21 protein-coding genes are annotated in these 21,328 nt (G+C 43.5%); 8 read left to right on the top strand and 13 right to left on the bottom strand.

Annotation, left to right across the window (positions count from 1 at the left end; translation table 11 throughout):
* The 6 genes from PN466_RS16915 to PN466_RS16890 all read right to left on the bottom strand — a co-directional run.
* Positions 1–1,498, bottom strand: a 1,498-nt coding sequence (locus PN466_RS16915) for a hypothetical protein (protein WP_313898626.1), incomplete at its 3' end; no start/stop codon positions are given.
* Between the two features lie 114 nt (positions 1,499–1,612).
* The gene (locus tag PN466_RS16910; protein WP_271941335.1) at positions 1,613–2,077 is read right to left on the bottom strand and encodes a phage tail protein; all 465 of its coding nucleotides are present in this window, start codon (positions 2,075–2,077) and stop codon (positions 1,613–1,615) included.
* Entirely contained in the window at positions 2,074–2,340 is a 267-nt protein-coding gene (locus PN466_RS16905) for a hypothetical protein (protein WP_271941332.1), read from the bottom strand. The genes PN466_RS16910 and PN466_RS16905 overlap by 4 nt, the downstream gene beginning before the upstream one ends.
* Entirely contained in the window at positions 2,337–4,736 is a 2,400-nt protein-coding gene (locus PN466_RS16900) for a substrate-binding domain-containing protein (RefSeq protein ID WP_271941329.1), read from the bottom strand. The genes PN466_RS16905 and PN466_RS16900 overlap by 4 nt, the downstream gene beginning before the upstream one ends.
* 19 nt (positions 4,737–4,755) lie before the next feature.
* A complete protein-coding gene (locus tag PN466_RS16895; protein ID WP_271941327.1) occupies positions 4,756–5,769 on the bottom strand; it encodes a YbjN domain-containing protein in 1,014 nt (337 codons plus the stop codon).
* Between the two features lie 35 nt (positions 5,770–5,804).
* Positions 5,805–6,251, bottom strand: a complete 447-nt coding sequence (locus tag PN466_RS16890; protein ID WP_271941324.1) for a DUF29 domain-containing protein — start codon at positions 6,249–6,251, stop codon at positions 5,805–5,807.
* A gap of 159 nt (positions 6,252–6,410) precedes the next feature.
* On the opposite strand from PN466_RS16890, the gene PN466_RS16885 reads away from it, so the two are divergent.
* From PN466_RS16885 to PN466_RS16870, 4 genes are all read left to right on the top strand, one after another.
* Positions 6,411–7,172, top strand: a complete 762-nt coding sequence (locus PN466_RS16885; protein ID WP_271941322.1) for an MBL fold metallo-hydrolase — start codon at positions 6,411–6,413, stop codon at positions 7,170–7,172.
* A gap of 156 nt (positions 7,173–7,328) precedes the next feature.
* Positions 7,329–7,418 (top strand): cytochrome b6-f complex subunit PetN, encoded by a 90-nt coding sequence (gene petN, locus PN466_RS16880; RefSeq protein ID WP_271941349.1) that lies wholly within the window; start codon positions 7,329–7,331, stop codon positions 7,416–7,418.
* Positions 7,419–7,439: 21 nt separating this feature from the next.
* Entirely contained in the window at positions 7,440–7,589 is a 150-nt protein-coding gene (locus PN466_RS16875; protein ID WP_271941320.1) for a hypothetical protein, read from the top strand.
* A 94-nt stretch (positions 7,590–7,683) separates the two neighbouring features.
* Positions 7,684–8,139 (top strand): hypothetical protein, encoded by a 456-nt coding sequence (locus PN466_RS16870; RefSeq protein ID WP_271941317.1) that lies wholly within the window; start codon positions 7,684–7,686, stop codon positions 8,137–8,139.
* 176 nt (positions 8,140–8,315) lie between these two features.
* Here PN466_RS16870 and pirA read toward each other — a convergent pair whose 3' ends face one another.
* Positions 8,316–8,468: an arginine synthesis PII-interacting regulator PirA gene (gene pirA, locus PN466_RS16865; RefSeq protein WP_271941314.1), complete on the bottom strand. Its 153-nt coding sequence runs from the start codon at positions 8,466–8,468 to the stop codon at positions 8,316–8,318.
* A gap of 195 nt (positions 8,469–8,663) precedes the next feature.
* Between pirA and cobM the strand changes: the two genes are divergently transcribed.
* A complete protein-coding gene (gene cobM, locus PN466_RS16860; RefSeq protein WP_271941311.1) occupies positions 8,664–9,434 on the top strand; it encodes a precorrin-4 C(11)-methyltransferase in 771 nt (256 codons plus the stop codon).
* A gap of 5 nt (positions 9,435–9,439) precedes the next feature.
* Here the strand turns inward: cobM and PN466_RS16855 are convergent, their stop codons facing one another.
* The 4 genes from PN466_RS16855 to gloB form a co-directional block, all read right to left on the bottom strand.
* Positions 9,440–10,231: a Uma2 family endonuclease gene (locus tag PN466_RS16855; protein WP_271941309.1), complete on the bottom strand. Its 792-nt coding sequence runs from the start codon at positions 10,229–10,231 to the stop codon at positions 9,440–9,442.
* 65 nt (positions 10,232–10,296) lie between these two features.
* The gene (gene dnaB, locus PN466_RS16850) at positions 10,297–13,689 is read right to left on the bottom strand and encodes a replicative DNA helicase (protein WP_271941306.1); all 3,393 of its coding nucleotides are present in this window, start codon (positions 13,687–13,689) and stop codon (positions 10,297–10,299) included.
* Between the two features lie 99 nt (positions 13,690–13,788).
* Positions 13,789–14,247: a 50S ribosomal protein L9 gene (gene rplI, locus PN466_RS16845; RefSeq protein ID WP_271941304.1), complete on the bottom strand. Its 459-nt coding sequence runs from the start codon at positions 14,245–14,247 to the stop codon at positions 13,789–13,791.
* A gap of 107 nt (positions 14,248–14,354) precedes the next feature.
* Entirely contained in the window at positions 14,355–15,128 is a 774-nt protein-coding gene (gloB, locus tag PN466_RS16840) for a hydroxyacylglutathione hydrolase (protein WP_271941301.1), read from the bottom strand.
* Between the two features lie 168 nt (positions 15,129–15,296).
* Between gloB and PN466_RS16835 the strand changes: the two genes are divergently transcribed.
* From PN466_RS16835 to PN466_RS16825, 3 genes are all read left to right on the top strand, one after another.
* The gene (locus PN466_RS16835; protein ID WP_271941298.1) at positions 15,297–15,506 is read left to right on the top strand and encodes a hypothetical protein; all 210 of its coding nucleotides are present in this window, start codon (positions 15,297–15,299) and stop codon (positions 15,504–15,506) included.
* Positions 15,507–15,571: 65 nt separating this feature from the next.
* On the top strand, positions 15,572–16,777 hold the full coding sequence (locus tag PN466_RS16830; protein WP_278003124.1) for a glycosyltransferase family 4 protein: 1,206 nt from the start codon (positions 15,572–15,574) through the stop codon (positions 16,775–16,777).
* Between the two features lie 27 nt (positions 16,778–16,804).
* On the top strand, positions 16,805–18,817 hold the full coding sequence (locus tag PN466_RS16825) for an ABC transporter ATP-binding protein (RefSeq protein ID WP_271941295.1): 2,013 nt from the start codon (positions 16,805–16,807) through the stop codon (positions 18,815–18,817).
* Positions 18,818–18,868: 51 nt separating this feature from the next.
* On the opposite strand, the gene PN466_RS16820 is transcribed toward PN466_RS16825, so the two are convergent.
* Together PN466_RS16820 and PN466_RS16815 are read right to left on the bottom strand one after the other, a co-directional pair.
* Positions 18,869–20,200 carry a glycosyltransferase gene (locus PN466_RS16820; protein WP_271941293.1) on the bottom strand — a complete coding sequence of 444 codons (1,332 nt, stop codon included), beginning with the start codon at positions 20,198–20,200 and terminating at the stop codon, positions 18,869–18,871.
* Positions 20,182–21,294, bottom strand: a complete 1,113-nt coding sequence (locus tag PN466_RS16815) for a glycosyltransferase family 1 protein (protein WP_271941290.1) — start codon at positions 21,292–21,294, stop codon at positions 20,182–20,184. The genes PN466_RS16820 and PN466_RS16815 overlap by 19 nt, the downstream gene beginning before the upstream one ends.
* Positions 21,295–21,328: the final 34 nt, after the last annotated feature.

Raw genomic sequence — 21,328 nt, 5'->3', positions numbered from 1 at the left:
GGTTATTTGAAGCCGGTGTACCAGCAGAGTCAGGGATGGCTTCTATTCTTTGTACCGATTGAGTTGAGTTTTCTGAGACCCGTGTACCCGAAGAGTCAGGGATGGCTTCTGTTCTTTGTATTGATGGCGTTGGGTTATTTGAGACCTGTGTAGCAGCAGAGTCAGGGATGGCTTCTGTTCTTTGTACAGATGGCGTTGGGTTATTTGAGACCTGTGTAGCAGCAGAGTCAGGGATGGCTTCTGTTCTTTGTATTGATGGCGTTGGGTTATTTGAGGCGAAGGGAGTTATTTCTTCTGTTCTTTGTACGGATGGAGTTGAGTTTTCTGAGGCGAAGGGAATGGTTTCTTCTGTTCTTTGTACAGATGGCGTTGGGTTATTTGAAGCCGGTGTACCCGAAGAGTCAGTGGTTTCTTCTGTTCTTTGTACGAATGGAGTTGAGTTTTCTGAGGCGAAGTGAGTTGGTTCTTCTGTTCTTTGTATTGATGGCGTTGGGTTATTTGACGCAAGTGTGCCAGAAGAGTCAGGGATGGCTTCTGTTCTTTGTACCGATTGAGTTGGGTTTTCTGAGACCTGTGTATCAGCAGAGTCAGTTATTTCTTCTGTTCTTTGTACGGATGGCGTTGGGTTATTTGAGACCTGTGTACTAGAAGAGTCAGTAATGGCTTCTGTTCTTTGTATTGATGGCGTTGGGTTTTCTGAGGCGAGTGTAGTTTCTCCTATCAATTCTTCTATGCTAGACCATTGCTCTGGAATTTTGGGTTGAAGATGTTGATTGGCTTTTGCTTGTATGGTTTCTTTCTTTTGAGATTTTCTACGAAAAAGTTGAAGGGGATCATTTGCTTGTTTATTTGTATTCAAAGAATATTTTTTTTGAATATTAATGTATTCAAGAGGGGGATTACTCGAAGTATTTTGTTTTTTGTTTTTTTGTTCAATAGTAGACGAGGGAGATTGATTATTAGTCTCAAAACTAGGATTTAACTGGTTGTTTGTTGTGCCTTGAGGATTTGATGAGGTAATAATAGAACGAAATATTTCAGTTGTTTTATGAGATCTTCGTGAAATATCAGGGGGGGATTGATTGGTGTTTAATGTTTTTTTTGCTTGGGGTTGATATGAAGTGTCGTAATTAGGAAATGAAGCTTTTTGAAGGCTGGATTTTTCAGGTGAAATATCTTTATTAATTTCAGGTGTTTTAATAGGAGTATTGTCTACTTTTTTTTCAGAAGAAAATGAGGTTTGAAGTGAAGGTGGAGTTAAAGCTTTATGTTGTATTAATGAGGATGTTTGTGATTTTTGTTGCTGGAATATATCGTCTATTAATATGCCTTGAATTATAGAGTTGTTCACAAAACTAATATTTATTGCTCCTAAGGGCTGGATAAACTTGGGAGCAATAAATTTTTGTCCTAGAGGATGATGGGTGAGTAAGGAAGAGTTTAAGCCTAATGGCGTTTCTGGTAAGTTGTTTGGTGTTCCGTTTTCTGTCATAGTCAATACTTTAGTCCTTTAGGTTGACTAGAAGTTACATAAGTCTGAATATAGCTGTTTGTCTATTGTTTCAGCTCAGTCTGGTGGTATGAAGTTGTAATCTCAATTTTTCGGGTTGGTTTAGCGGCCAGATAAAATTAGCTCAATGCCCTCGTAGGCTAGGGTTAATTCTTCGATCGCCACTGAAGAACTGTCTGCTTGCAAAGCAGGAGCTTTCCAACTCACGGGTATTGCGTCCAGTAACGACCACGCTAACTGGGTTTCACCCGCTTGGTTGAACATGAGGATATTGAGGTTATATCGCGTTTTGGGAAAGCTACTGAGGGTTTGTGAGAGCCAATTCCAGAAGGTTAAATCGTTGGTCATTCCCCGTTTTAAGGTCACATCGTCGAATTCTGCATGGCCGACCAAAATGTGCTGGCGATCGTTGAGTCCCCCTTCAAGTAAGGTTTCTTTTTTCATATTGACTCCGAAGCCCGAACATTCACTGAAAGAAGCTTTGATTTCATTACCAATCTCAACGTAAAACCGATTGGTGAGAATGTAGTTGCCTCGATGTTGGGTATAGCGATTCGGTTTCTTCATGACAAGCGTCCTTTATACAATCCTTGACGTTGTTTTTGTTCACGTAAATCTTCGAGTAATAATGCATAAACTCGATCGGCTAGCTGTTGGACTTTCAAAGGATCGTCTTGAATCTTTTGGGCGGCTTTTTGTAAGGTATCAAAATTCGTTTGATCGGTGGATCGGCGGTGGGTTTGGAAGGGTGCAGGAATGGTAAACCCAGCCGCTTTATGTGGATCGCCGATGGGTTCCCAGGAGCTATGGGGATTATATTCATTGGTCATGGTCTGAGGTTTAGGGGAATGAGGCCGGTTTTTGCTAATAGGTTTTGCATTTCTTCGGTTTGCAGAAGTTCAGCAAATTTTTGCCCGATAGGAGGACGGCTGTTATCACGAGCATAAACGACGGTGAGGGGATATGCCAAGGGATATTCACCGGTTTGAAACAATTCTACATGGGGGAAATAACTGCCTTTATCATTGCAGAGGTCGGTTCCTGGATTCAGGGGTTGAGTGTTATTTTGAATGAGGGGTTGAACGGCGGTTTTATTCTCAGTAGAAATGGCTAGGGGATAAACGGAACATTGGCCAAAAACTTGGGCGATCGCCCCAAAGCCAATACCACCGATTTCCCGTTCCTCAAAGTCGGCTAATATTGTTCGCAATAGCTCGAAAATCGGTAGGACAGAAATCGTAGACTCCGATGGCGTAGTGACTAAAGCATCGGGGTTTGTCGGTTTTGGTAACCCTTGACGAAAGGCGGCGATCGCCCCCGGATCTTGCAAAACCTGCTCCTCAAAGATACGGATGAGTTCGGGATTTTCGGGCACATATAACTTCACCGGTAAATCGGGGCCTCCCAACTCTTGCCAATTTGTTACTTCCCCGGTATACAACTGACGGACCCGATCCAAACTCAACTGTCCATTCAAGGTTCGAGGCAAAGAATTACGGCGAAATTCGTAACTAAACGGGACAAAAATTACTAATCCATCATAGGCAATTCGTTTGGCTTCTAAATCCGGTTCATTGATGGCTGAGGCAATGGCAAAATCAGCCCGATCGCCGCGCACAGTAGAAATAGCCTCTTCCAAAGACTGCACGGGTTCATACACCAACTCCAGCTTAGGAATACGCTGCCCTAACTCCGTTTCCAAACGCCGTCCCAACGCTACCAAATTCGGTTGTTTGAGTACATAATTCCAAATCCCATTCCCCACGGCTGTATACTGAAACCGTCCCTGGGGAACAGCAGCTACATCTTGAACACAGCAAACCCTCGGATTTTGGGCAGTTGCCATACCATTGGATCGGCGCAGTAACCACCACCCTAAACCACTCCCCAAACCCAACAATAGCAAGAGCCACAGTAACCACCACCAGCGACGCTTGCGCTTAATATCTTCTTCTTCTTGTATTTCTGCTGACTCGATGAACTGTAGCGATCGAGACAACTGAGGCAAAGACTGGCGAGCCACTTCTGCACTAGGAAATGGCGTATCAACCTCCAATAAGCGCCAAATAAACTGTTGAATTTTGGGATCGACATCCGGCCAATTTTGGGGCAACTTTGGATTTAAACTGTTTTCTTCTTCAAGCGACCACGTGCCGGTCAGTAAGGTAAAGCTGATGTGGCCTAAATCCCGCAAATCTTGGCTTAATGCGGGTCGTTTTACTGTCATCGTGGGTGGGAAAAAACGATATTCCCACAACCACAAATCAGACAAATAAATCAGAAATTGGGGAAACTCAAAAAACTGTTGCTCTTGGGGCAAAATCAGCAGAGTATCCAAACTCAAATTCCCATGGGGTAACCCCCCTTGAATTTTGCTTGACGGTAGGCGATACTTTTGCCCATGCAAGGACTCTAAACTTTGCAAAACCTGATTCAAAAAATGCAACAATTCAAACTGATCCATTGCCCCCTTTTGTTGCACATAAACCCTTAATGTGGGATAAAGGCTAGCCAAACCCTCAGTGACCACATAACAGCGTTCCTCGTGGCGATCGCCGATCGCATCCCCAAAACTCAACACCCGAAAATCCTGGGCCCGACCATCCGCCAAAACTGCCCCAGCCACATTCTCAAAATTATCCTTGTAATTCTGCGCTTCCTGAATATTAAAATAGCGCTTGGGTAACAAATACTCTTTAATCACCACAGGTGCATTGTTCACCACCTGCGCCCCTTTATACAACCGCCCCATCCCCCGAGTCCCGAGAAATTCCGTTACCCGATACCGTCCCCGATGGCCGATGATCTCTGCTTTCGGGCGTAAAATCGCCGGAAATCCGCATCTCAGACAAACTTTGGTCTCCCCATCCGCTTCAATACTCTGACGGGGCTGATCGCACTCCAATGGGTCTCCCCAAATACATCGGTATTCCGTATAAATCCAGTCTCTACGCGACCCCACCACTGGAGGCGCAACGGTTTCTACCGGTGCAGCCTCTGCTTCTGCTTCCTCCTCTTCCTCTCGCTCTCGACGCAACAGATCCAGCATATCCTGTTGGATAAACGGAATCAGTCGAATCATCCAGAAGGGAAAGAAACGATACAAGCGGTAAAATAAGCCACTTCTCAAGAAGCTCAACCGACTTTGGGCCCGTCCCCGTCCCTCCCGCTCAATCTGCTCTAGAGTTCGTCGGCCAAAAGGCCGATTATTTCTTCCTTGTCCCATCTGATGTCAAGAAGTCCTACTATTCAACCCTTTCGATTGCATCCGATACTGGACTCCCCTCCAATACCGACACAATTCCAGGTAAATACCGATCTACAATCGTCACATTGGCATACACTAACGCTCGCACCAAAGCCAGACTGAGGCGATCGTTCTCTACATCAATGCTCGTCTTATATCGGATTTCACCGTCCGTAAAGTCTAACTCAAAATTGCCCAAAATCATGCCATAGTTAGCTTTTGTTAAGAATTCAGCCATTAACCCCCGATACTCCTCTTCAACTGCAACAGGACAGATAGAATAAAAAATAAATTGCTTGTCCGCTTCATGAATCCGAGCATAACAGCGCCAACGACCGTTGTCTCCCTGAAAAGCTAACTGTAAAAGTCCGGGTTTTAACTGTATAAATTCCCAGTCATCTTCATGGAAAAACTCCCGCACCACGGACTCTAAAGAACGTTCATTTTCCTCCTCTGTCCACTCCTCAAACTGGCGCATGAATTGGGAAAATCTTCCCTCTTCAGCCTCCGATAATGCCCCTTCTAAACCCTCCTGAACCACATTAAATAGGGTTTCCAGAGCTTGCGCTCCCATCTGAAAAGCTTGGGTCAATTCAGTTAAATTGGCTCGTTTCCAAAAGGTATCATAACCCACCCGTTCCCCATTAACCTCTTGATAAATGGAGAGAGCTAACCACAACTCAGATTGCAGGTATTCTGGGCTTAAAATTGTCCGTAAATCCTCTGGGATGGGATCGGGAATTCGATCCGGTTGTAACATCAGTTCTAAATATAGGGGGCGATCGCTCAAAAATTCCCCAGTCATCTCCCCGCGCCATCGTTTCTCTAAATTAAACCGATTTTTGCCCTCAATTTCTTCATAACTGGGCCCATCCACTGCCACCTTTAACTGCACTTCCGGTAACCCTTCGTCAGAGTTCGCCCCGATCTCCACCCCTTGCACTGGCAATGGAGTCTCATGTTCAGCATCAAAAATAATCTCTTGATTCAGTTCTAAATTGCGATCGCTCATAACCATTCCCTCTATTCAAGCTGACACCAATCAAGTTAAGTGGGTTTAACAAAGCGATATTCTGTCTGAAAGACCTCTTCCCAAGACAGAGAAACTCCTTCACATTGAACCCCCATTTCTGTTTCTGCATATCGGACTGCTCTTTGGAAACATTTCTCCCAAATCGAGTCAATAAAATCTTGATTTAAGCTAGGGACTTCTTCCTGAATATCCTCAATTTCATCTCGTGCGGATTGAATCGTAATGCTCCAACTCGCCGATCGCATCTCTGGCTGCTCGTTCCACTTAATAATGTGGCTCATGAGTCGAATTAATTGACTTTGGATCGCTCGTTTTTCACTTCTTCCCATGGCTTCAATCAGTGCTTCTAACCCTTGACTCGCTTCGCTGGCACTACCTGCGTGCAAGCGATCTAAAATAGCGTTTGCGGTTTGATAATGGGAGTGAATGGCCAGTTGCTGCCAATCGGATAAGGTGGACATAACTCACTTCCTCTCGTGGTTTGGCGATCGCGACTTACAGCACTTTCCGCTGTTATCGCAATTTTAACTTATAGAGCAATTCCCTCATCCCCCAGCTCCTTCTCCCACTTCAAAATCTATGCCTACAATAAAAGCACCGATCAAAACGCCATCATCCTTATGTATCTCACCTATCTTGATAGCAACTCTTGGTTACTCGAACTCGGAGGACAAAACATCCTCATTGACCCCTGGTTAGTTGGCCCCCTAGTATTTGGTAACCTACCCTGGCTCTTCAAAGGATATCGTCCCCAAGACCGTGCCATTCCAGAAGCCATTGATTTAGTCGTTCTCTCCCAGGGATTAGAAGATCATGCCCATCCCCAGACCCTGAAACAATTGAATAAAAATTTACCTGTTGTTGGCTCCCCTAATGCCGCCAAAGTCGTTAAAGAGTTCGGCTATACTAACATCCATTCCCTAGAACATGGCCAAACCTATCGCTTCAATGAGCAGGTCGAGATTCAGGCCGTTCCTGGTTCTCCCATTGGCCCCACCCTCGTAGAGAATGGTTATATCTTCAAAGAACTCTCTAGCGGCAAAACCGTTTATTATGAACCCCACGGTTACCATTCCCCTACTCTACAGGAAAAGGGACAGATTGATGTAATTATTACGCCTATGATCGATTTGGGTTTACCGATAGTCGGGCCAATCATTAAAGGTACAGAAAGCGCCCTCAAAGTGGCTCAATGGGTCAAACCTCAAGTCATGTTGCCCACAGCAGCAGGAGGGGATGTCAAGTTTGAAGGCTTGTTAATTTCCCTACTCCGAGCCGAAGGAACCGTAGAAGACTTTCAGCAAAAACTATCGGCTCAAGGCTTAAGCACCCAAGCCCTCTCCCCCACCCCCGGAGAGCGCCTAGAAGTGCCACTGCATTAAACTTGGGGATGGGGAGGATAGGGAGGACGAGGGGACACGGGGACATTAATTGCCTCTTGCCTCTTGCCTATTCCCTATTCCCCTATTCCCCACTCCCCACTCCCCATTCCCTTGTATGATAAACAATGGAGTAATACGGTTGTTTTAAGATTAACTATGGACATTCTCTCTTTAGGCTGGGTTTCCTTGCTGGTGATTTTCACCTTCTCTATCTCTATGGTCGTTTGGGCAAGAAACGGTTTCTAAGTAATATCTGAGGGAAAGCTCATGGAATCTCCACTTTTCGCCAGTCTCGTTTGGGCAGCTTTTGCCCTGTTGATCTTGGTAACAGGCGGAGTCGTTTATCTTACCTTAGTAGACTGGAACGATCGCCGCAGGCGACTCAAAGAAGAGCGAGAAAATCGTTCTTCATCTTAAATAATGGGGTAAATGGCGGTATTGGGGGATGGGGTGACGCTCCTGAACCCGATCGCCGATTCCCTGTCATAGCTTCCCGAAACATCGAATCGCCATGAAAAACTCTGATACCATTATCTTAAAAGCCTTCTTATTTGCCATTACCGAGTGTGCAGAAGAATTGCCCTTAAGCCTCAAGTTTGGTATTCATCAAGTGATTAAAGATTGGGATAATGGAGACTCAAAAGCCCTCGTTGCCCTAGAAGAATTGCTCTATAACTATGATGAAATTCTGCCCCTCTATCAACAAGCTTGTGTGACGCTCCAGCAAAACCAGGTTAAACCCGAAATCGAGGAAGAAGCAAAGGAGACAGAGGAAGTAGAGGAAGTAGAGGAAGAAAAGGAGACCGCTTCACCGCCCCTACCTTTACCGAACTTAAAAACCGTTGGCTTTATGATTTTACGCGCCGAAGATCCCCAAGGGGCAGCAAAACGGAAATTAGAAGAGTATCAGGCTTCTCCAGAGTGGTATTTGCAGCTAACCCTAGATGACTTCAGCAACCGATTGTAAGCTCTAAGATGGCCATATTAGAGTGAAGTCGATCGGAGTCTGGCGATCGCACTGCGCGATAAAAGGGCGCTTCATGTCACTATTCAGACAGGAAACGCCCTTATACAATGCAAGTGTTGTGCGTAAGTGCAGATTAAGTTTTTGTGACGAATTCGGTAATTCGTGAGAATCAAGCCTTATCCTAGATAGTCTGCTTCCGCTTCTAGCTGATGGACTAGAGAAACATCGCCTTTAGTACGAGCGACTTCTAATCTGTGTTGTAGGTTTTTGCGTAGGTTTTCTTTATGCGCTTGAGCGGCTTGTTGGAGTTGTTGGCGTTTTTTGTTCATGATAAACAGTTTTTTGACTTTTGATAAGGTAGATTGGGTTTCTTTCTTTTAAGATAACTGATTTAGGGCAAAATTGTAGCCAGAGTTACGAAATTTTAACAAACCCTTGGCCAGCCTTTTCAGTCCTATCGTTGGCGTAGCGTGCCTGATAGGGGTGAGAATTCTGCCAAACTGGAACCTTTTTGGAGCTTTTCAATGACTGACAGACCCCTAAATCCAGCCGTTTACATTGTTGGAGCTGGCCCTGGTGACCCGGAATTGCTGACGGTTCGCGCTCAACGGATTTTGGCCCAGGCTGATGCGATCCTGTATGCCAACTCTTTGGTTCCGAAGCAGATGTTGCTCGATACCCGTGAGGATGCCGAGTTAATCCCGACGGGTCATCAAACCCTAGAGTCAATTTTACCGATGATGATTGAGCGGGTGCGTCAAGGTCAGGTGGTGGTGCGGTTGCATTCGGGCGATCCGAGTTTGTATAGTGCCATTGGGGAGCAAATCCAAGGGTTATCAGAAGCAGAAATCCCGTTTGAAATTGTACCGGGAATTAGTGCCTTTCAGTTAGCGGCTGCCCGTTTGGGCATAGAGTTAACAGTTCCAGAATTGGTGCAGACGATTATTTTAACGCGGGTGAGCGGCCGAGCGTCTCAAATGCCTTCAGGGGAAGAGTTAGAATCTTTAGCGGCCCATCAAGCGAGTTTATGTTTATATTTAGCGGCACGTCATGTAGAGCGTTCCCAAGAACGGTTGTTAAAGCATTATCCAGCAGATACTCCAGTTGCCATTTGTTATCGGTTGGGATGGCCGGATGAGAAGATTGTGGTGGTTCCGTTGGAAAAGATGGCACGTGAAACCCAGGAACAGGAGTTAATACGGACGACGTTGTATGTGATTAGTCCAGCGCTGAAGGGAATCGGAGGGCGATCGCAGCTTTATCATCCCGATCATTCCCACTTGTTTCGTCCTTAAAGTTGTCATTTACTCAGACTATCTGGATCGATACCCAGTTGCTGAAGACGTTCTCTTAACTGTTGAATCGTCTGCTCTTGCTCTTCAACAACTGCTTCAGCGCGATCGGCTCTTTCCTGTTGGCGTTCCTTTTCCTGGCGCTCGCTCTCTTTTGCCTGAAGCTGGCTCTCTAGCTCAAGTTCAGCACTCTCTACCCTTTCCTCTGGAGTCAGATAGCGCCTTCCGTTTTCATCATACCAATAGAGCCATTCTCTGGTAATTCCTTGATAAGTTCCTCGATCTGTACCGATGCCTAAATTGAGTTGGGATAACCAGACCGGTTCTCCTCCAGATAATAATTCATATTCCCCCCCCTGGAGTTGATAAACTTCTAGCTTCTGTTTCTTTTTCCGCAGAGGATTATAGATTGCATAGTAGAGAACTCCCAATTGGGCATATTTTTGTTTTTTCTCGCTATATTCTCCTCTTGGTGTTGTGGAGACCACTTCTAACACGAAAGTCGGAATTTCTCTCTCCTCCCAAAGAACATAAGATAACCGTAAACCTTCATCAATGATCCGAGGGACACCGATACTTAAAAAACCATCGGGGACAATAGCAGGTTGGTTCGGATCGGTGTAAACTCCCATATCCACGCCAAAAAACCAATCCATGCGCTCTGACCAAATGAGTGCCAGCATCGCTTTGAGGAGAGTGGGAATTAAATCTTGCAGTTCGTTATCCACAGGAGTCTCATCCGAGTCGGGTAAATCCTGCGCCGAGGGTAAACTATTTCTGAGATGATATTTCAGTAGCATAAGTTGACGAGGAGTTTCTCTTTAGTTTATCGCAGACTTTAGTTTATCCCATGACATACATTGATCTAATTGGGGGGCTTGGCCAAGTTGCGGAACCGGGTAAATTCAGGGTCAAAGAGCAGTTTTACGACTCCAGTGGGGCCGTTACGGTGTTTGGTAATGATCACTTCGGCGATCGCGCGATCGGTGGTATCGGGATTATAATATTCATCTCGGTATAACATAATCACCAAATCCGCATCTTGCTCAATACTGTTGTGAACAACAATATTATTGGCTACAAAATTGTGATAACCGGGAACTGTTAAATCATAAACTTCTGCTTCTCCACAAGCTTCTATCGAAACCACTCGATCCCAATAAATATCGCTATTGGCTAAAGTATATAATTCTTCTGACTGTACGACTTCTCTTGTCGTGTACTGAATAGCATGTCGAGGTAAGGTACAACCATCTCCAATTAAATGACCCAGTAATGCTAATTCAGAATCACTGATCGATGAATCTTTTGAACCCGGTAATATTCGAGGTAGAGCCATATGAGAGCCAACTTCCAATTGATCTAACCTTTTCCATCCATCAATGGTTAAAAATGGATGATTCGCGGTCGCTTGAATCTCACGTCCTAGACGAGTAGTTAGCCTAAAAACAGGCTTAATTCCTGTTGAAAATACTTTAGTAGCCATGGCTTTTTCAATTTTCAAATTCTCTAAATTGACTGCCCAAACCGTAAAGTTAGAGCGACCGAGTAAATTTTGAATTGGAACTTCAATCCCTTCATCAGCTAAGGGAATTAGAGTATCTCCAGTTAAACAACCTGATTCCCTCAAATCGGACATCATTGGCCGCTTATTAGTGCGTGATTCCACTGAACGACTGAGCTGAGATAAAGCAATAACCGGTACATTTAATTCCCGTGCCAGTCCCTTGAGTTGCCGAGTAATTTTGGAGAGTTCTTGCACCCGATTATCGCTGCTTCCTTCCATCAGTTGCAGGTAGTCGAGCAACACTAATCCGAGTTGCCCTTGTTCTGCTTGCAGTCGGCGAGCTTGCGATCGCATCTGCGTCACCGTAGTATTAGCCGTATCATCAATATAAATCGGCAACTCAGACAGATTCGTTTGCGCTTCAATCAAAGGCTCCCATTCCGTTTGACTAATCCGCCCTGACCTGAGACGATTACTTTCAATTCCCGCTTCACTAGAGAGTAAACGCAGCGCTAATTGCTCTTTGGACATCTCTAAACTAAAAATAGCTGCGGCTAAATGACTCGTTTGGGCAATGTTATTGGCAATTCCCATCGCAAAACTGGTATTATGAACACAAATATCATTGGCGATAAAGTTGTGAGTTGTGGGAATAGTTAAATCATAAACTTGTTTATAGCCTACTAATTCAATCGAGACGATCCTATCCCAATAGATATGACTGGTTGCTAAATGCTGGAGATCTTCAGAATCTAAGGCTTTAGCGATGACACTCAAGCGATCGCGTGTGGGACATCTGCGCCCTACATGGAGGTTACTGGCAACAATTCCTGCCCGTTGTCCCATTGATTTCCAACTTTCTGTCCCCTTAACCTGGGTAATTTCTTCCCATACTTCTATGGGAATCAAATCTCGGTTGGTTTGATATTGCTTAGACTGTAAAGCCTTCTGTGCTTTGAAGCAAGCTTCTTCTTTGCCAAAAATCCCAATGGCTTCAATAAATGTTTGTAGCGATCGCCCATCAGTAATATCCATCTGCCATGCGGGTCTTCTTTCTGACTTATATTTAACTTGCCGTTTTTTTAGCCGAGCAATGATTCCGAAGCGCAAGAGTAGATGTTGTAGCTGTCGTATTAACGTTTCGCTAACACTGGTATAACCTAGCTGAACTTGTCCACTCTGTAACACACTGATCCAGCCATCTGTAGCAAAAAGTCGGTTGAGAAACAAAGCAAGCTGCGATCGCTTCAATTGAAAGATAATCGCTGGAATCGTTTTTTGGTGTGCATCTTTCCCCCATAAGCCCAAACTTTGCAACCACTGAGTTAATAGATTTTTCTCTTTGCTATAAAGTTGTGCCGAACTCGTTACTCCAAAAAAAGAAGGAGTTACAGCAAACATCTGACAAATTTTCTCAAAACTGGCAGGATTTGGCCCTGATTTACCTTGAAGCCACGGCGCAATTAATGAAGGACTGACAGAAAGTTGTTTGGCCAATTGGTGAGCCGAGTAAGAGCGATCTTGTAAAAGTTGTCTGAGTTTTTGACCAAAATATTTTCTGGCTTCAGAGGTTTTTAAAGGACATCGGACAACATAACTGGTTAAGGTTCTTGTCCCTTGAGAGGTTTGTTCGGATATCTTCAGACCAGGGAAAGAGGAAACCGCTTGGGCAAACTCAGCTTGTAGTCTCAAATTAGCATTCGTAAATTGGGGAGTTGTCCCTGTCAGACAGCCATCACCAATTAAATAAGCCAGTAATTTAATTTTAGGTTCAGGTAGAGTTTTGCTGCCAAAAATTGGGATTTCACGCGGTACAGCAATAGTCGCACCCGGTTTCAACTCAGACAGGGGTTTCCATTCAGTTAAGGTACGAAAAGGGTGAGTGAGTGTGGTCTCAATCTGCCTTCCCAAACAAGTTTTTACTCGAAAAACGGGCTTTATCCCATCATCTACAAAGGCCGAAGGTTGAGTAGTTGTCAGTTGCCAATCTTCTCCCAAGGTTAAAAGTGTAGCCTGCTGTTGCTCACAAATCTCCGCAATCGTTAATACTGAACCATCATCTATGACAATTTCACTATCATAGGCTAAACATTTCCCCATTGACGGCCGTCCAGCAATAATAATCAAATCCGATCGCTGAAATCCCCCGGTCATCGCATCAAGATCGTAAAATTGGCAGGGCAAACCGGGTAAAATTTCTCCTGTACTTTGGGATTGGATTTCTTCGTAGGTATGAGTTAAGGTTTCCGCTAAAGAAACGAGACCTTTTTGTACGCGATCTTGGGTGAGATTAAAGATTTTTTGTTCGGCTTGGTCGAGAATTTGTTTAATATCAGTTGCCGTATCATAACCCAACTGTACAATTTCGTGACCTGCTGTAATCAGTTGACGACGTAGATATTTATCCATGACGAGTTTGGCATACTCGTCAATGTTCACTGCGCTCACTGTACGGTCGAGCAGTTGTACCAGTTTGCTCTGACCTCCTACTTTGTCTAATAGGTTCTGATCGGAGAGCCAACTGTTCACGGTCATAAAATCCGTGGGTTTCCCACTGTTGTGGAGAGTGAGAGTCGCTTGGTAGATTTTTTGGTGTGCGGAAATGGAAAAGGCTTCGGGGTGGAGAATATCCATCACCCGATTAATGGCTTCTGGGTCGAGTAAAATACCGCCGAGGATGGATTCTTCCGCCTCAATATTTTGGGGAGGAAGGGTGTCGGGAAGAGCTGGAAGGCTGGACTCGCTGACCATGGGAATAGGGAATGGGGAATAGGGAATAGAGAGATGTGGGGATGTGGAGAATAGAATAATTCTACTTTAAGGTTTCCCTATCCCCCTATCTCCCCATCCCTAAAGGGCGGCAACTTGGATTTCAACAGTTGCGGTTACTTCAGGATGCAGTTTAATTTCAGCATTATAGAATCCGAGTCTGCTGATTTCCGGTAGGGTAATGCCACGACGGTCTACTTCTTGGGCAGTCGTTTCCAGGATAACTTCAGCGACTTCTCGGTCAGTAACGGTTCCAAAAATAGCTTCTCCTTCGCCGACTTGTTTGCGAATGGTGAAGCGACCGATGGTTTCCAGGGCAGTTTTGCGGGCTTCAGCCTGACGTTTTTCTTCGAGTAACCGTTGACGTTCTTTTTCTTTACGAATTTCAACTTGTTTGAGGATACCTGGGGTGGCACGCAGGGCTATACCGTGGGGAATGAGATAGTTACGGGCATAACCACGGGCAACGTCTACTACATCCCCGGATTTGCCGAGTTTGCTTACATCTTTGTTTAATACGATTTGTACTCTTTTGCTCATGATGAGTTGGCTTTTCTCTAGTGAGTTACGTTGGATCAAAGTCTTTTATTATATCGGACTTTGAGGGCGATCGCAATTCCTGTACTGACCCTTGATTCTTCAAAGCTCTAAAACAGGTCTTTTTTACCGCGAATACGACTAAACGTTTGCACGGGATCGGTGCTGTTTGCAGCAGCTTGCAAACTGGGCTGATCCCAACGCAGGAAGGGATTGGTGAGTTTTTCCAGACCCAGGACGGAGGGGACGGTGGGTTGGTTGTTTTGTCTCGCTTCCTTGACGCTGGCAAATCTCTCTTGTAGTTTGGGGTTATCCCCATCTACTGTTAGGGCAAATTTGAGGTTGCTGAGGGTGTATTCGTGGGCGCACCAAATTTGGGTATTATCGGGAAGATTTCTTAATTTACTCAGAGAATTAACCATCTGGGCTGGGGTTCCCTCAAAGAGGCGACCACATCCACCCGCAAATAGGGTGTCTCCACAGAACAAATTTCCGGGTTCACTAACATCTGCTGGAGGGAAGTAGTAGGCAATATGTGCTTTGGTATGACCGGGTACAAAGAAGATTTGCGCTTCTTGGCCTAAAATGGTGAGGCGATCGCCGTCTTCAAGAAAAAAGTGTTGTCCCGGAATTCTCCCCCGGTCTACAGCCCCCCCGTAAACTTGAAGTTGGGGAAATCTCTCCATTAACTGTTGATTGCCGCCGATATGATCGCTATGATGATGGGTGTTGAGGATGGCGATTAGGTCTGCACCGAGCTGCGCTAGGCACTCTAAGACGGGCTGCGGTTGGGCGGGATCGACGACAGCAGCTTGGTTGAGGTGGCGATCGTGTAAAACAAAGATATAGTTATCGGAAAGAGCAGGAAGTCGGTAAACTTGCATAGGATCTTGAGGGTATACTTAATGAACTTCAGAATTTTCCTCTTCTCTCCTATTGTAAGGGTAAGATGTGAGGTAAAGTTTTGATCCTCTAGAAAAGCCATCAAGACGACTCTTCCCCATCAATAGCCGAAAACGTTATCACGCGATCGCCAACTAGACAAACCCTTTATGTCCCGTTCCCCATCTAACCAACCGAACTTGGTCGCTCATCAAGTGGTTAAAGGCATTCTTGAGAGAGGTCAACTGACACCGAAAGAATACTTGATTATTAGTTCTGCCCTGATCTCGAATATGAAACTGACTCAGGAGATGAAACAGGAGATTAACCGGATATTGGATGCTCTACAAACTGGACGGTTGAAATTAGTGGATTCTTGAGAGATAGAAAAAATGATACTAAAGATAACTGTATTGATTCTGATGTATTGGGGCGATCGCCTGTGATGGAGACTACATCTAATGCCTTGAAAATTTCTATACTCGTCAGCGATCTTTCGCAAGCGGGTGCCGGTCGTTGGGGAGGAGCTGTCCGCACCTTTTTGTTGGCTCAAGCATTAACCAACTTGGGGCATGAAGTAGAAATTCTGGGATTTAGTTTTGGTGAACCGCCAGATACCTCTGAGTCCAAGTATCCCATAGTTTGTGTACCCGGTGTCAACTATCCAGGGTTTTTCCGCTCTGCCCAAACCTTACTCAAAGCCATTCAAGGAGATATTCTGTATGCCTTAAGACCGAAACCTACCAGTTTTGGTTTAGCCTTACTCAAAAGAATGCAGCGTCGTTGCTCCGTAATTTTAGATATTGATGATTGGGAATTAAGTTGGCACGGGGGAGACCAATGGCGCTATCGTCCCGGTTTAAAACAGTTTGGCCGCGATATTCTGAAGCCACAGGGAGCACTGAGAATGCCCGATCATCCCCTCTATCTAAAATGGATGGAAAATCAAGTTTCTCTAGCTGATGCAGTAACGGTTCATACCCGATTTTTGCAGGAGCGTTTTGGTGGAGTTTATGTCCCTAATGGTAAAGATACAACCTTGTTTAATCCCCAAAATTATAATCCCGAAGTTTCCAGAGAGCTATACGGACTTTCTGACTATCGAGTACTAATGTTTCCCGGAGCACCAAGACCCTACAAAGGCATTGAAGATGTTTTACTGGCTTTGGATAAACTCGATCAACCGGATTTGAGAGTCGTTATTATTGGGGGTAGTCCTTATGATGATTACGATCGCCATTTGCAAGAGAAATGGGGACGGTGGATTATTCAGATTCCCAAACTGCCTTACGAGAAAATGCCAGAGGTGGTGTCTGCGGCCCATGTAGTGGTCGTTCCCCAACGGAATACACCGGCAGCCTTAGCCCAATTCCCGCTAAAATTGACCGATGCGATGGCTATGTCCAAGCCAGTTTTAGCCTCTAATGTGGGGGATTTACCAGAAATTTTAGGAGGAACTGGTTATTTAGTCGATCCAGAGTCTCCCGATCAAATTGCCAATCGGATTGAGTCTATTTTCAAGGATTTAGATTTAGCGAATGAACAAGGTCAAAAAAGCCGCAAAAGATGTATGGAAAACTATAATATTGAAGCGATGTCAAAAGAATTAAAAACGCTTATTGACAATCTTCGTAAACATAAAACTATATAACATTGAGATCAGGTGAAGAGGTACAGTATGTCATCTAGAGAGTTTCTATTTAAATACTTAAAGAAATATCCCATCCCCTTAATCAGCAACATTATCCTAGGATTCTCTGGAGCCATTTTTAATGGGGTGAATACTGCCCTAATTATTCCAGTTGTTCTTCAGATTGTGGGACAAGAAGTTGAACTTAAAGGTGCGCCTCCTGCACTGAAATTTATCTTTGCACCCTTTCAAGGTATTCCTGAACAGTACCGACTAGGGGTAATGTTAGCAGCTATTGTATTGACAATTATATTGAAGGAAGGGGTGAATTATTTGCGTGCTATTGTAGCAGCCGCATTCAAGCGAAGAATGACCAATAGTATGAAGATTGATATTATGTCAACTCTTCTAGAAACAGATATTGATTTTTATAGTAAGAATAAGTTAGGTGATATTACAAAACGTTTAGGGGGAGATACAACACAAACAACAACGGCAATCAATTCATATGTGGATTTGACAATTTACCTAATTACCTCGTTCTTTTTCTTGTCTTTCCTCGTTTCTTTGTCCTGGCAATTGACCGTTATTTCCACTCTAATGATCGTTATGGTTGCCGTGGTTAACCAAGGTGTGGTCAAACGTTCTAAGAAGTTGGGGAAAGAAGTGTCTAATCAGCAAAGGATGTACTCGATTAAGGTGTTGGAAGTTTTAGGTGGAATTCGATTAGTCAAGTCAGTTGGAAATGAGCAGCAAGAGTTTAGTTTAATTAAGAAGATGATGCTTAAGCTGGAGAAGTTTAACTTCTTAGCGCAAAGTAATAGTGCCCTAATTAAGCCCTTAAGCGAAATTACGAATATATTTACAGTGATTTCCATTCTACTGGTCGGACGTGCGTTTTTCTCCAGTCAATTGGAAAGTTTATCAGCGATTCTGCTCACGTATCTGTTTGTTTTGTTTCGGATGATGCCGGTGGTAAATTCGATTAATGGTGTCCGAAATACCTTGGCTAAAGCGTCAGCGAGTGTGGATTTTGCCTATGATATCTGGCGGCGTGATAATAAGCCGATTATGACTCAAGGAATTGTTCCGTTTAATGGGTTTCAGGATAAGATTCATTTCAAAGAGATATCATTTGCTTATCCCGGTCATAATCATTTAGTCATTAAGAAAGCTGATTTAGTCTTGCCTAGAGGGAAGAGTTTAGCGTTGGTGGGTTCGTCAGGAGCAGGAAAATCAACATTTGCGGATTTGTTGCCCAGATTTTACGATCCGACGGAAGGTTCTATTTTGATCGATGGCCGTGATATTCGTGAGTTTGAGCTGCGTAGTTTGCGAAAATCCATGGGAATTGTCAGTCAAACAACGTTTCTGTTTAATGATACGGTGAGAAATAATATTATTTATGCTCGTCCAGATGCTGCGGAGGATGAGATGGTAACGGCAGCGAAACAGGCGAATGCTTATGATTTTATTATGCAATTGCCGAAACAATGGGAAACAGAAGTGGGCGATCGCGGTGTGATGCTTTCGGGAGGACAACGCCAACGGTTGGCGATCGCCAGAGCGCTGCTGCAAGATCCAGATATCTTGATCCTAGATGAAGCCACGAGTGCCCTCGATACAGTGTCTGAGCGCATTGTTCAAGAAGCGATCGACCATCTGAGCCGCGATCGGACCACATTAGTCATTGCTCACCGTCTCTCCACCATTCAGAACGCCGATCAAATTGCTGTTTTAGACAAGGGTCAAGTGATGGAAGTCGGGAATCATCAGGAATTATTAGAACAAAAAGGGTTATATCATCGTCTGCATTCCATGCAATTTTCAGAAACAGAAGCATCAGAAACTACTGGTCAGCAAAGGATTGACTATCAAACCCTATCGAAAGCATCCTACGAAGCTAGAACTCAACTCAATTCGATGATTGGTTCTTTAAGATTATTAGCCGATGAGATTGTCGATACTCCAGAGGAACAATTAGAATTGACCGAAGAAGCCTATCGTTCAGCCATCAACTTGCTCAGAACCTTTGAAGTATTTGAAAATAAGCTACGTTAAATTAAAACAGCACTAACAAGAACACAAAAAATCATTCCCTTGGTTTGGAAGCTAAACAATAGACTCTAACAAACTAATGTACTGTTGTGCTGCATCCTTCCAAGTCCAAAGAGATAGTTTTTCTTGTGTTTTTTCTGGATTCAACTTACTCTTAGGATGATGAACAAATCTTTCCATACACGCAGCTAAAGCCTCTGCATCTCCTGGAGGGAAAAACTCAACTTGATCAAAACACTGATACAATCTAACTTGCTCTTGAAATACCTCTAAATCTGAAGCAATAACCGGTAAACCTCTTGAAATTGCTTCCGAGAGAGCCAGACCAAAACCCTCATATTGTGACGGTATAATCACACAAGAACAATGCTGATACCAATATTCTACCTGTTCATACTCTCCATAACCCAAACCGTTAAAGTACTGCTCAATTACATCTCTATTTTCTGAATAGACTTGATGGCATTGATTTAAATAATTAGAATATTCTTGAGTACTACTTTGCTGGGACAGACTTAAACGTCCATTGACTAAAGCATCTGTTTCCTTACCGGTAAGTACAACCTGGAACTGAAGTTTTTTCTGAGCAACTCTTATCCCGCTTCTCAGTAACGTTAAGTGATCCTTATAAATTCCAAATGAAGAAGGAAAATAAAATGTAATGAGATGGCTAGAGTTAACAGTTGTCTCTCTATCACGTTCCGTCTTACGAATGGCTACCCCAGCATTAGGAATGGGTTTAATTTTGGACGAAAAACCAGGAAAAACTGATATTATATCAGTCTTTGTCTTCTCAGAAACCGTAAAAACAAGATCAGATTTTTTGAGCCATACTAACAAACTTTGATCGTACTCTCTCACATAATCTTCTGGATAGGTCATGGGGGCAAACCGCCAAAACACATCATGAGCGATCATTCCCAAAGGGATTTTGAGGTTAGGTGGCGTTAATCGATTGGTTAAAACATATAAACAATGGGTCGCTTGATACTTTTCAATTAATCCATTGAGGGCATTATGTTTGGACTGCTGGTTTCTGAATTTCTTTATTTTTTTCTCTAATTGTTTAATTTTAAATATCTTTGATCCTGAAATTAAAATTCTTAAAAAAGATAAAAGCATATTTTTTGTTGGGACAAAAGATTCGTAAACTATGGACTCAGAAGAGGGCAGTATTTTCTGAAAGTAATAAATATCTTTTTTAGGTAAAACGATAATAATTTGTTCTATGTTCTTAGAAAATTCCTCAATAAGAGAGATAATTACTCGCTCGACACCACCCGATCTATAATATTCAATGGGGATAATTAATTTCATCCTAGTTGAGTGAGCCATATCTATAAAAAAATCCAATATTAAACTTAATTCTACTGATTTTTCAACCAAATAGGCGCAACTTTTGCCCAGGTCTCTTCTTGAGCCAATTGCTGAAACTGTTCGCGAATTAACTGCAATTTTTCCGGGTCTGCCCGCATTAAATCAATTACTTGATAGGCTATTGCTTCTTGCGTTTCCTGAGATTCTGGATCTCCAGAAACCTTTATGCCATAAGGTTTTTCACCTAAAGCCGCTAAATCAGTCATGACTGGAATACAGCCCACCATTGCTGATTCACGAACAGAAATACAATCAATTTCTGGATAGGTACAACCATAATAATGAATCAATGATTTTGCTTTTTCCTCTAGAATCTTATCTTGAGAAACACGGCCACGATCAAACACACCAGGCTGATTTATTAGATCGATCATTTTTTTTCTCCACTCTGAGTGTTTAGGGTGATTATCTCGCTTGGTAAATCCATAGAATAGGTGAAGTTCTGCTTCAGGGATTTCTTGTTTAATAATCGGCCATCCGTAAGTTAGCATATACTCTAGTCCTCGATAGTAGCGCGAGCCATAGATTAATTTATAGGGGGTTTTAGGCGTATTGTATAACGGGCTAATTTCTTCACTCACTCCATTGTTAATGACCACAAATTTATCATCATTAAACTGGGGCAATAATCGGCGTTGATAATGGCTCTTAGAAAATATTTTATCAAAGGGTTCTAATCGTTCTGTTGTAAAAGCTTTGGCTGGGCCTAGAGTATCATGCCAATCTAACCAAAGGTTCTTGGCGTTAATGGGATACTGTAGTAAGGTAGAATGTCTCCAAATAATCACAGTATCAAAGCGATCGCACCAATTGAATTTATAATAGTTGACATATTCTACCCCATCATAAAGTCCCTCTTGATCTCCACAATTGCTATACACCCTGACTTGATGTCCTAACTTCACCCATTCTCTGGCCAGATAAATAACAGCCGCATGAGAACCACTTGCGCCAGTTTTCAAGCTATTTGGAGTTAATCCCTCATGGTGGTTTCCGGTATAATAAACAATTGAATGAGGAGACCATGTTTTAGCAGTTATCTTCTTATAAAGAGTCTGAAGATTAGGGAGTGTTTGCTTAACCCATGCTTTGATTTTTTTCATTGGCCGTACTTTATGTCATGGAGATAGTGAAGAT

The sequence above is a fragment of the Roseofilum reptotaenium CS-1145 genome (genome assembly GCF_028330985.1).
Taxonomy (GTDB): Bacteria; Cyanobacteriota; Cyanobacteriia; order Cyanobacteriales; family Desertifilaceae; genus Roseofilum; species Roseofilum reptotaenium.
Note: the sequence above shows the minus strand (reverse complement) of the source record. Positions and strands in the feature narration are given on the sequence as shown.

Coding starts and splice junctions, on each gene's coding strand:
- PN466_RS16910 (WP_271941335.1), bottom strand. CDS start 2,077: ATGAAGAAACCGAATCGCTATACCCAACATCGAGGCAACTACATTCTC.
- PN466_RS16905 (WP_271941332.1), bottom strand. CDS start 2,340: ATGACCAATGAATATAATCCCCATAGCTCCTGGGAACCCATCGGCGAT.
- PN466_RS16900 (WP_271941329.1), bottom strand. CDS start 4,736: ATGGGACAAGGAAGAAATAATCGGCCTTTTGGCCGACGAACTCTAGAG.
- PN466_RS16895 (WP_271941327.1), bottom strand. CDS start 5,769: ATGAGCGATCGCAATTTAGAACTGAATCAAGAGATTATTTTTGATGCT.
- PN466_RS16890 (WP_271941324.1), bottom strand. CDS start 6,251: ATGTCCACCTTATCCGATTGGCAGCAACTGGCCATTCACTCCCATTAT.
- PN466_RS16885 (WP_271941322.1), top strand. CDS start 6,411: ATGTATCTCACCTATCTTGATAGCAACTCTTGGTTACTCGAACTCGGA.
- petN (WP_271941349.1), top strand. CDS start 7,329: ATGGACATTCTCTCTTTAGGCTGGGTTTCCTTGCTGGTGATTTTCACC.
- PN466_RS16875 (WP_271941320.1), top strand. CDS start 7,440: ATGGAATCTCCACTTTTCGCCAGTCTCGTTTGGGCAGCTTTTGCCCTG.
- PN466_RS16870 (WP_271941317.1), top strand. CDS start 7,684: ATGAAAAACTCTGATACCATTATCTTAAAAGCCTTCTTATTTGCCATT.
- pirA (WP_271941314.1), bottom strand. CDS start 8,468: ATGAACAAAAAACGCCAACAACTCCAACAAGCCGCTCAAGCGCATAAA.
- cobM (WP_271941311.1), top strand. CDS start 8,664: ATGACTGACAGACCCCTAAATCCAGCCGTTTACATTGTTGGAGCTGGC.
- PN466_RS16855 (WP_271941309.1), bottom strand. CDS start 10,231: ATGCTACTGAAATATCATCTCAGAAATAGTTTACCCTCGGCGCAGGAT.
- dnaB (WP_271941306.1), bottom strand. CDS start 13,689: ATGGTCAGCGAGTCCAGCCTTCCAGCTCTTCCCGACACCCTTCCTCCC.
- rplI (WP_271941304.1), bottom strand. CDS start 14,247: ATGAGCAAAAGAGTACAAATCGTATTAAACAAAGATGTAAGCAAACTC.
- gloB (WP_271941301.1), bottom strand. CDS start 15,128: ATGCAAGTTTACCGACTTCCTGCTCTTTCCGATAACTATATCTTTGTT.
- PN466_RS16835 (WP_271941298.1), top strand. CDS start 15,297: ATGTCCCGTTCCCCATCTAACCAACCGAACTTGGTCGCTCATCAAGTG.
- PN466_RS16830 (WP_278003124.1), top strand. CDS start 15,572: ATGGAGACTACATCTAATGCCTTGAAAATTTCTATACTCGTCAGCGAT.
- PN466_RS16825 (WP_271941295.1), top strand. CDS start 16,805: ATGTCATCTAGAGAGTTTCTATTTAAATACTTAAAGAAATATCCCATC.
- PN466_RS16815 (WP_271941290.1), bottom strand. CDS start 21,294: ATGAAAAAAATCAAAGCATGGGTTAAGCAAACACTCCCTAATCTTCAG.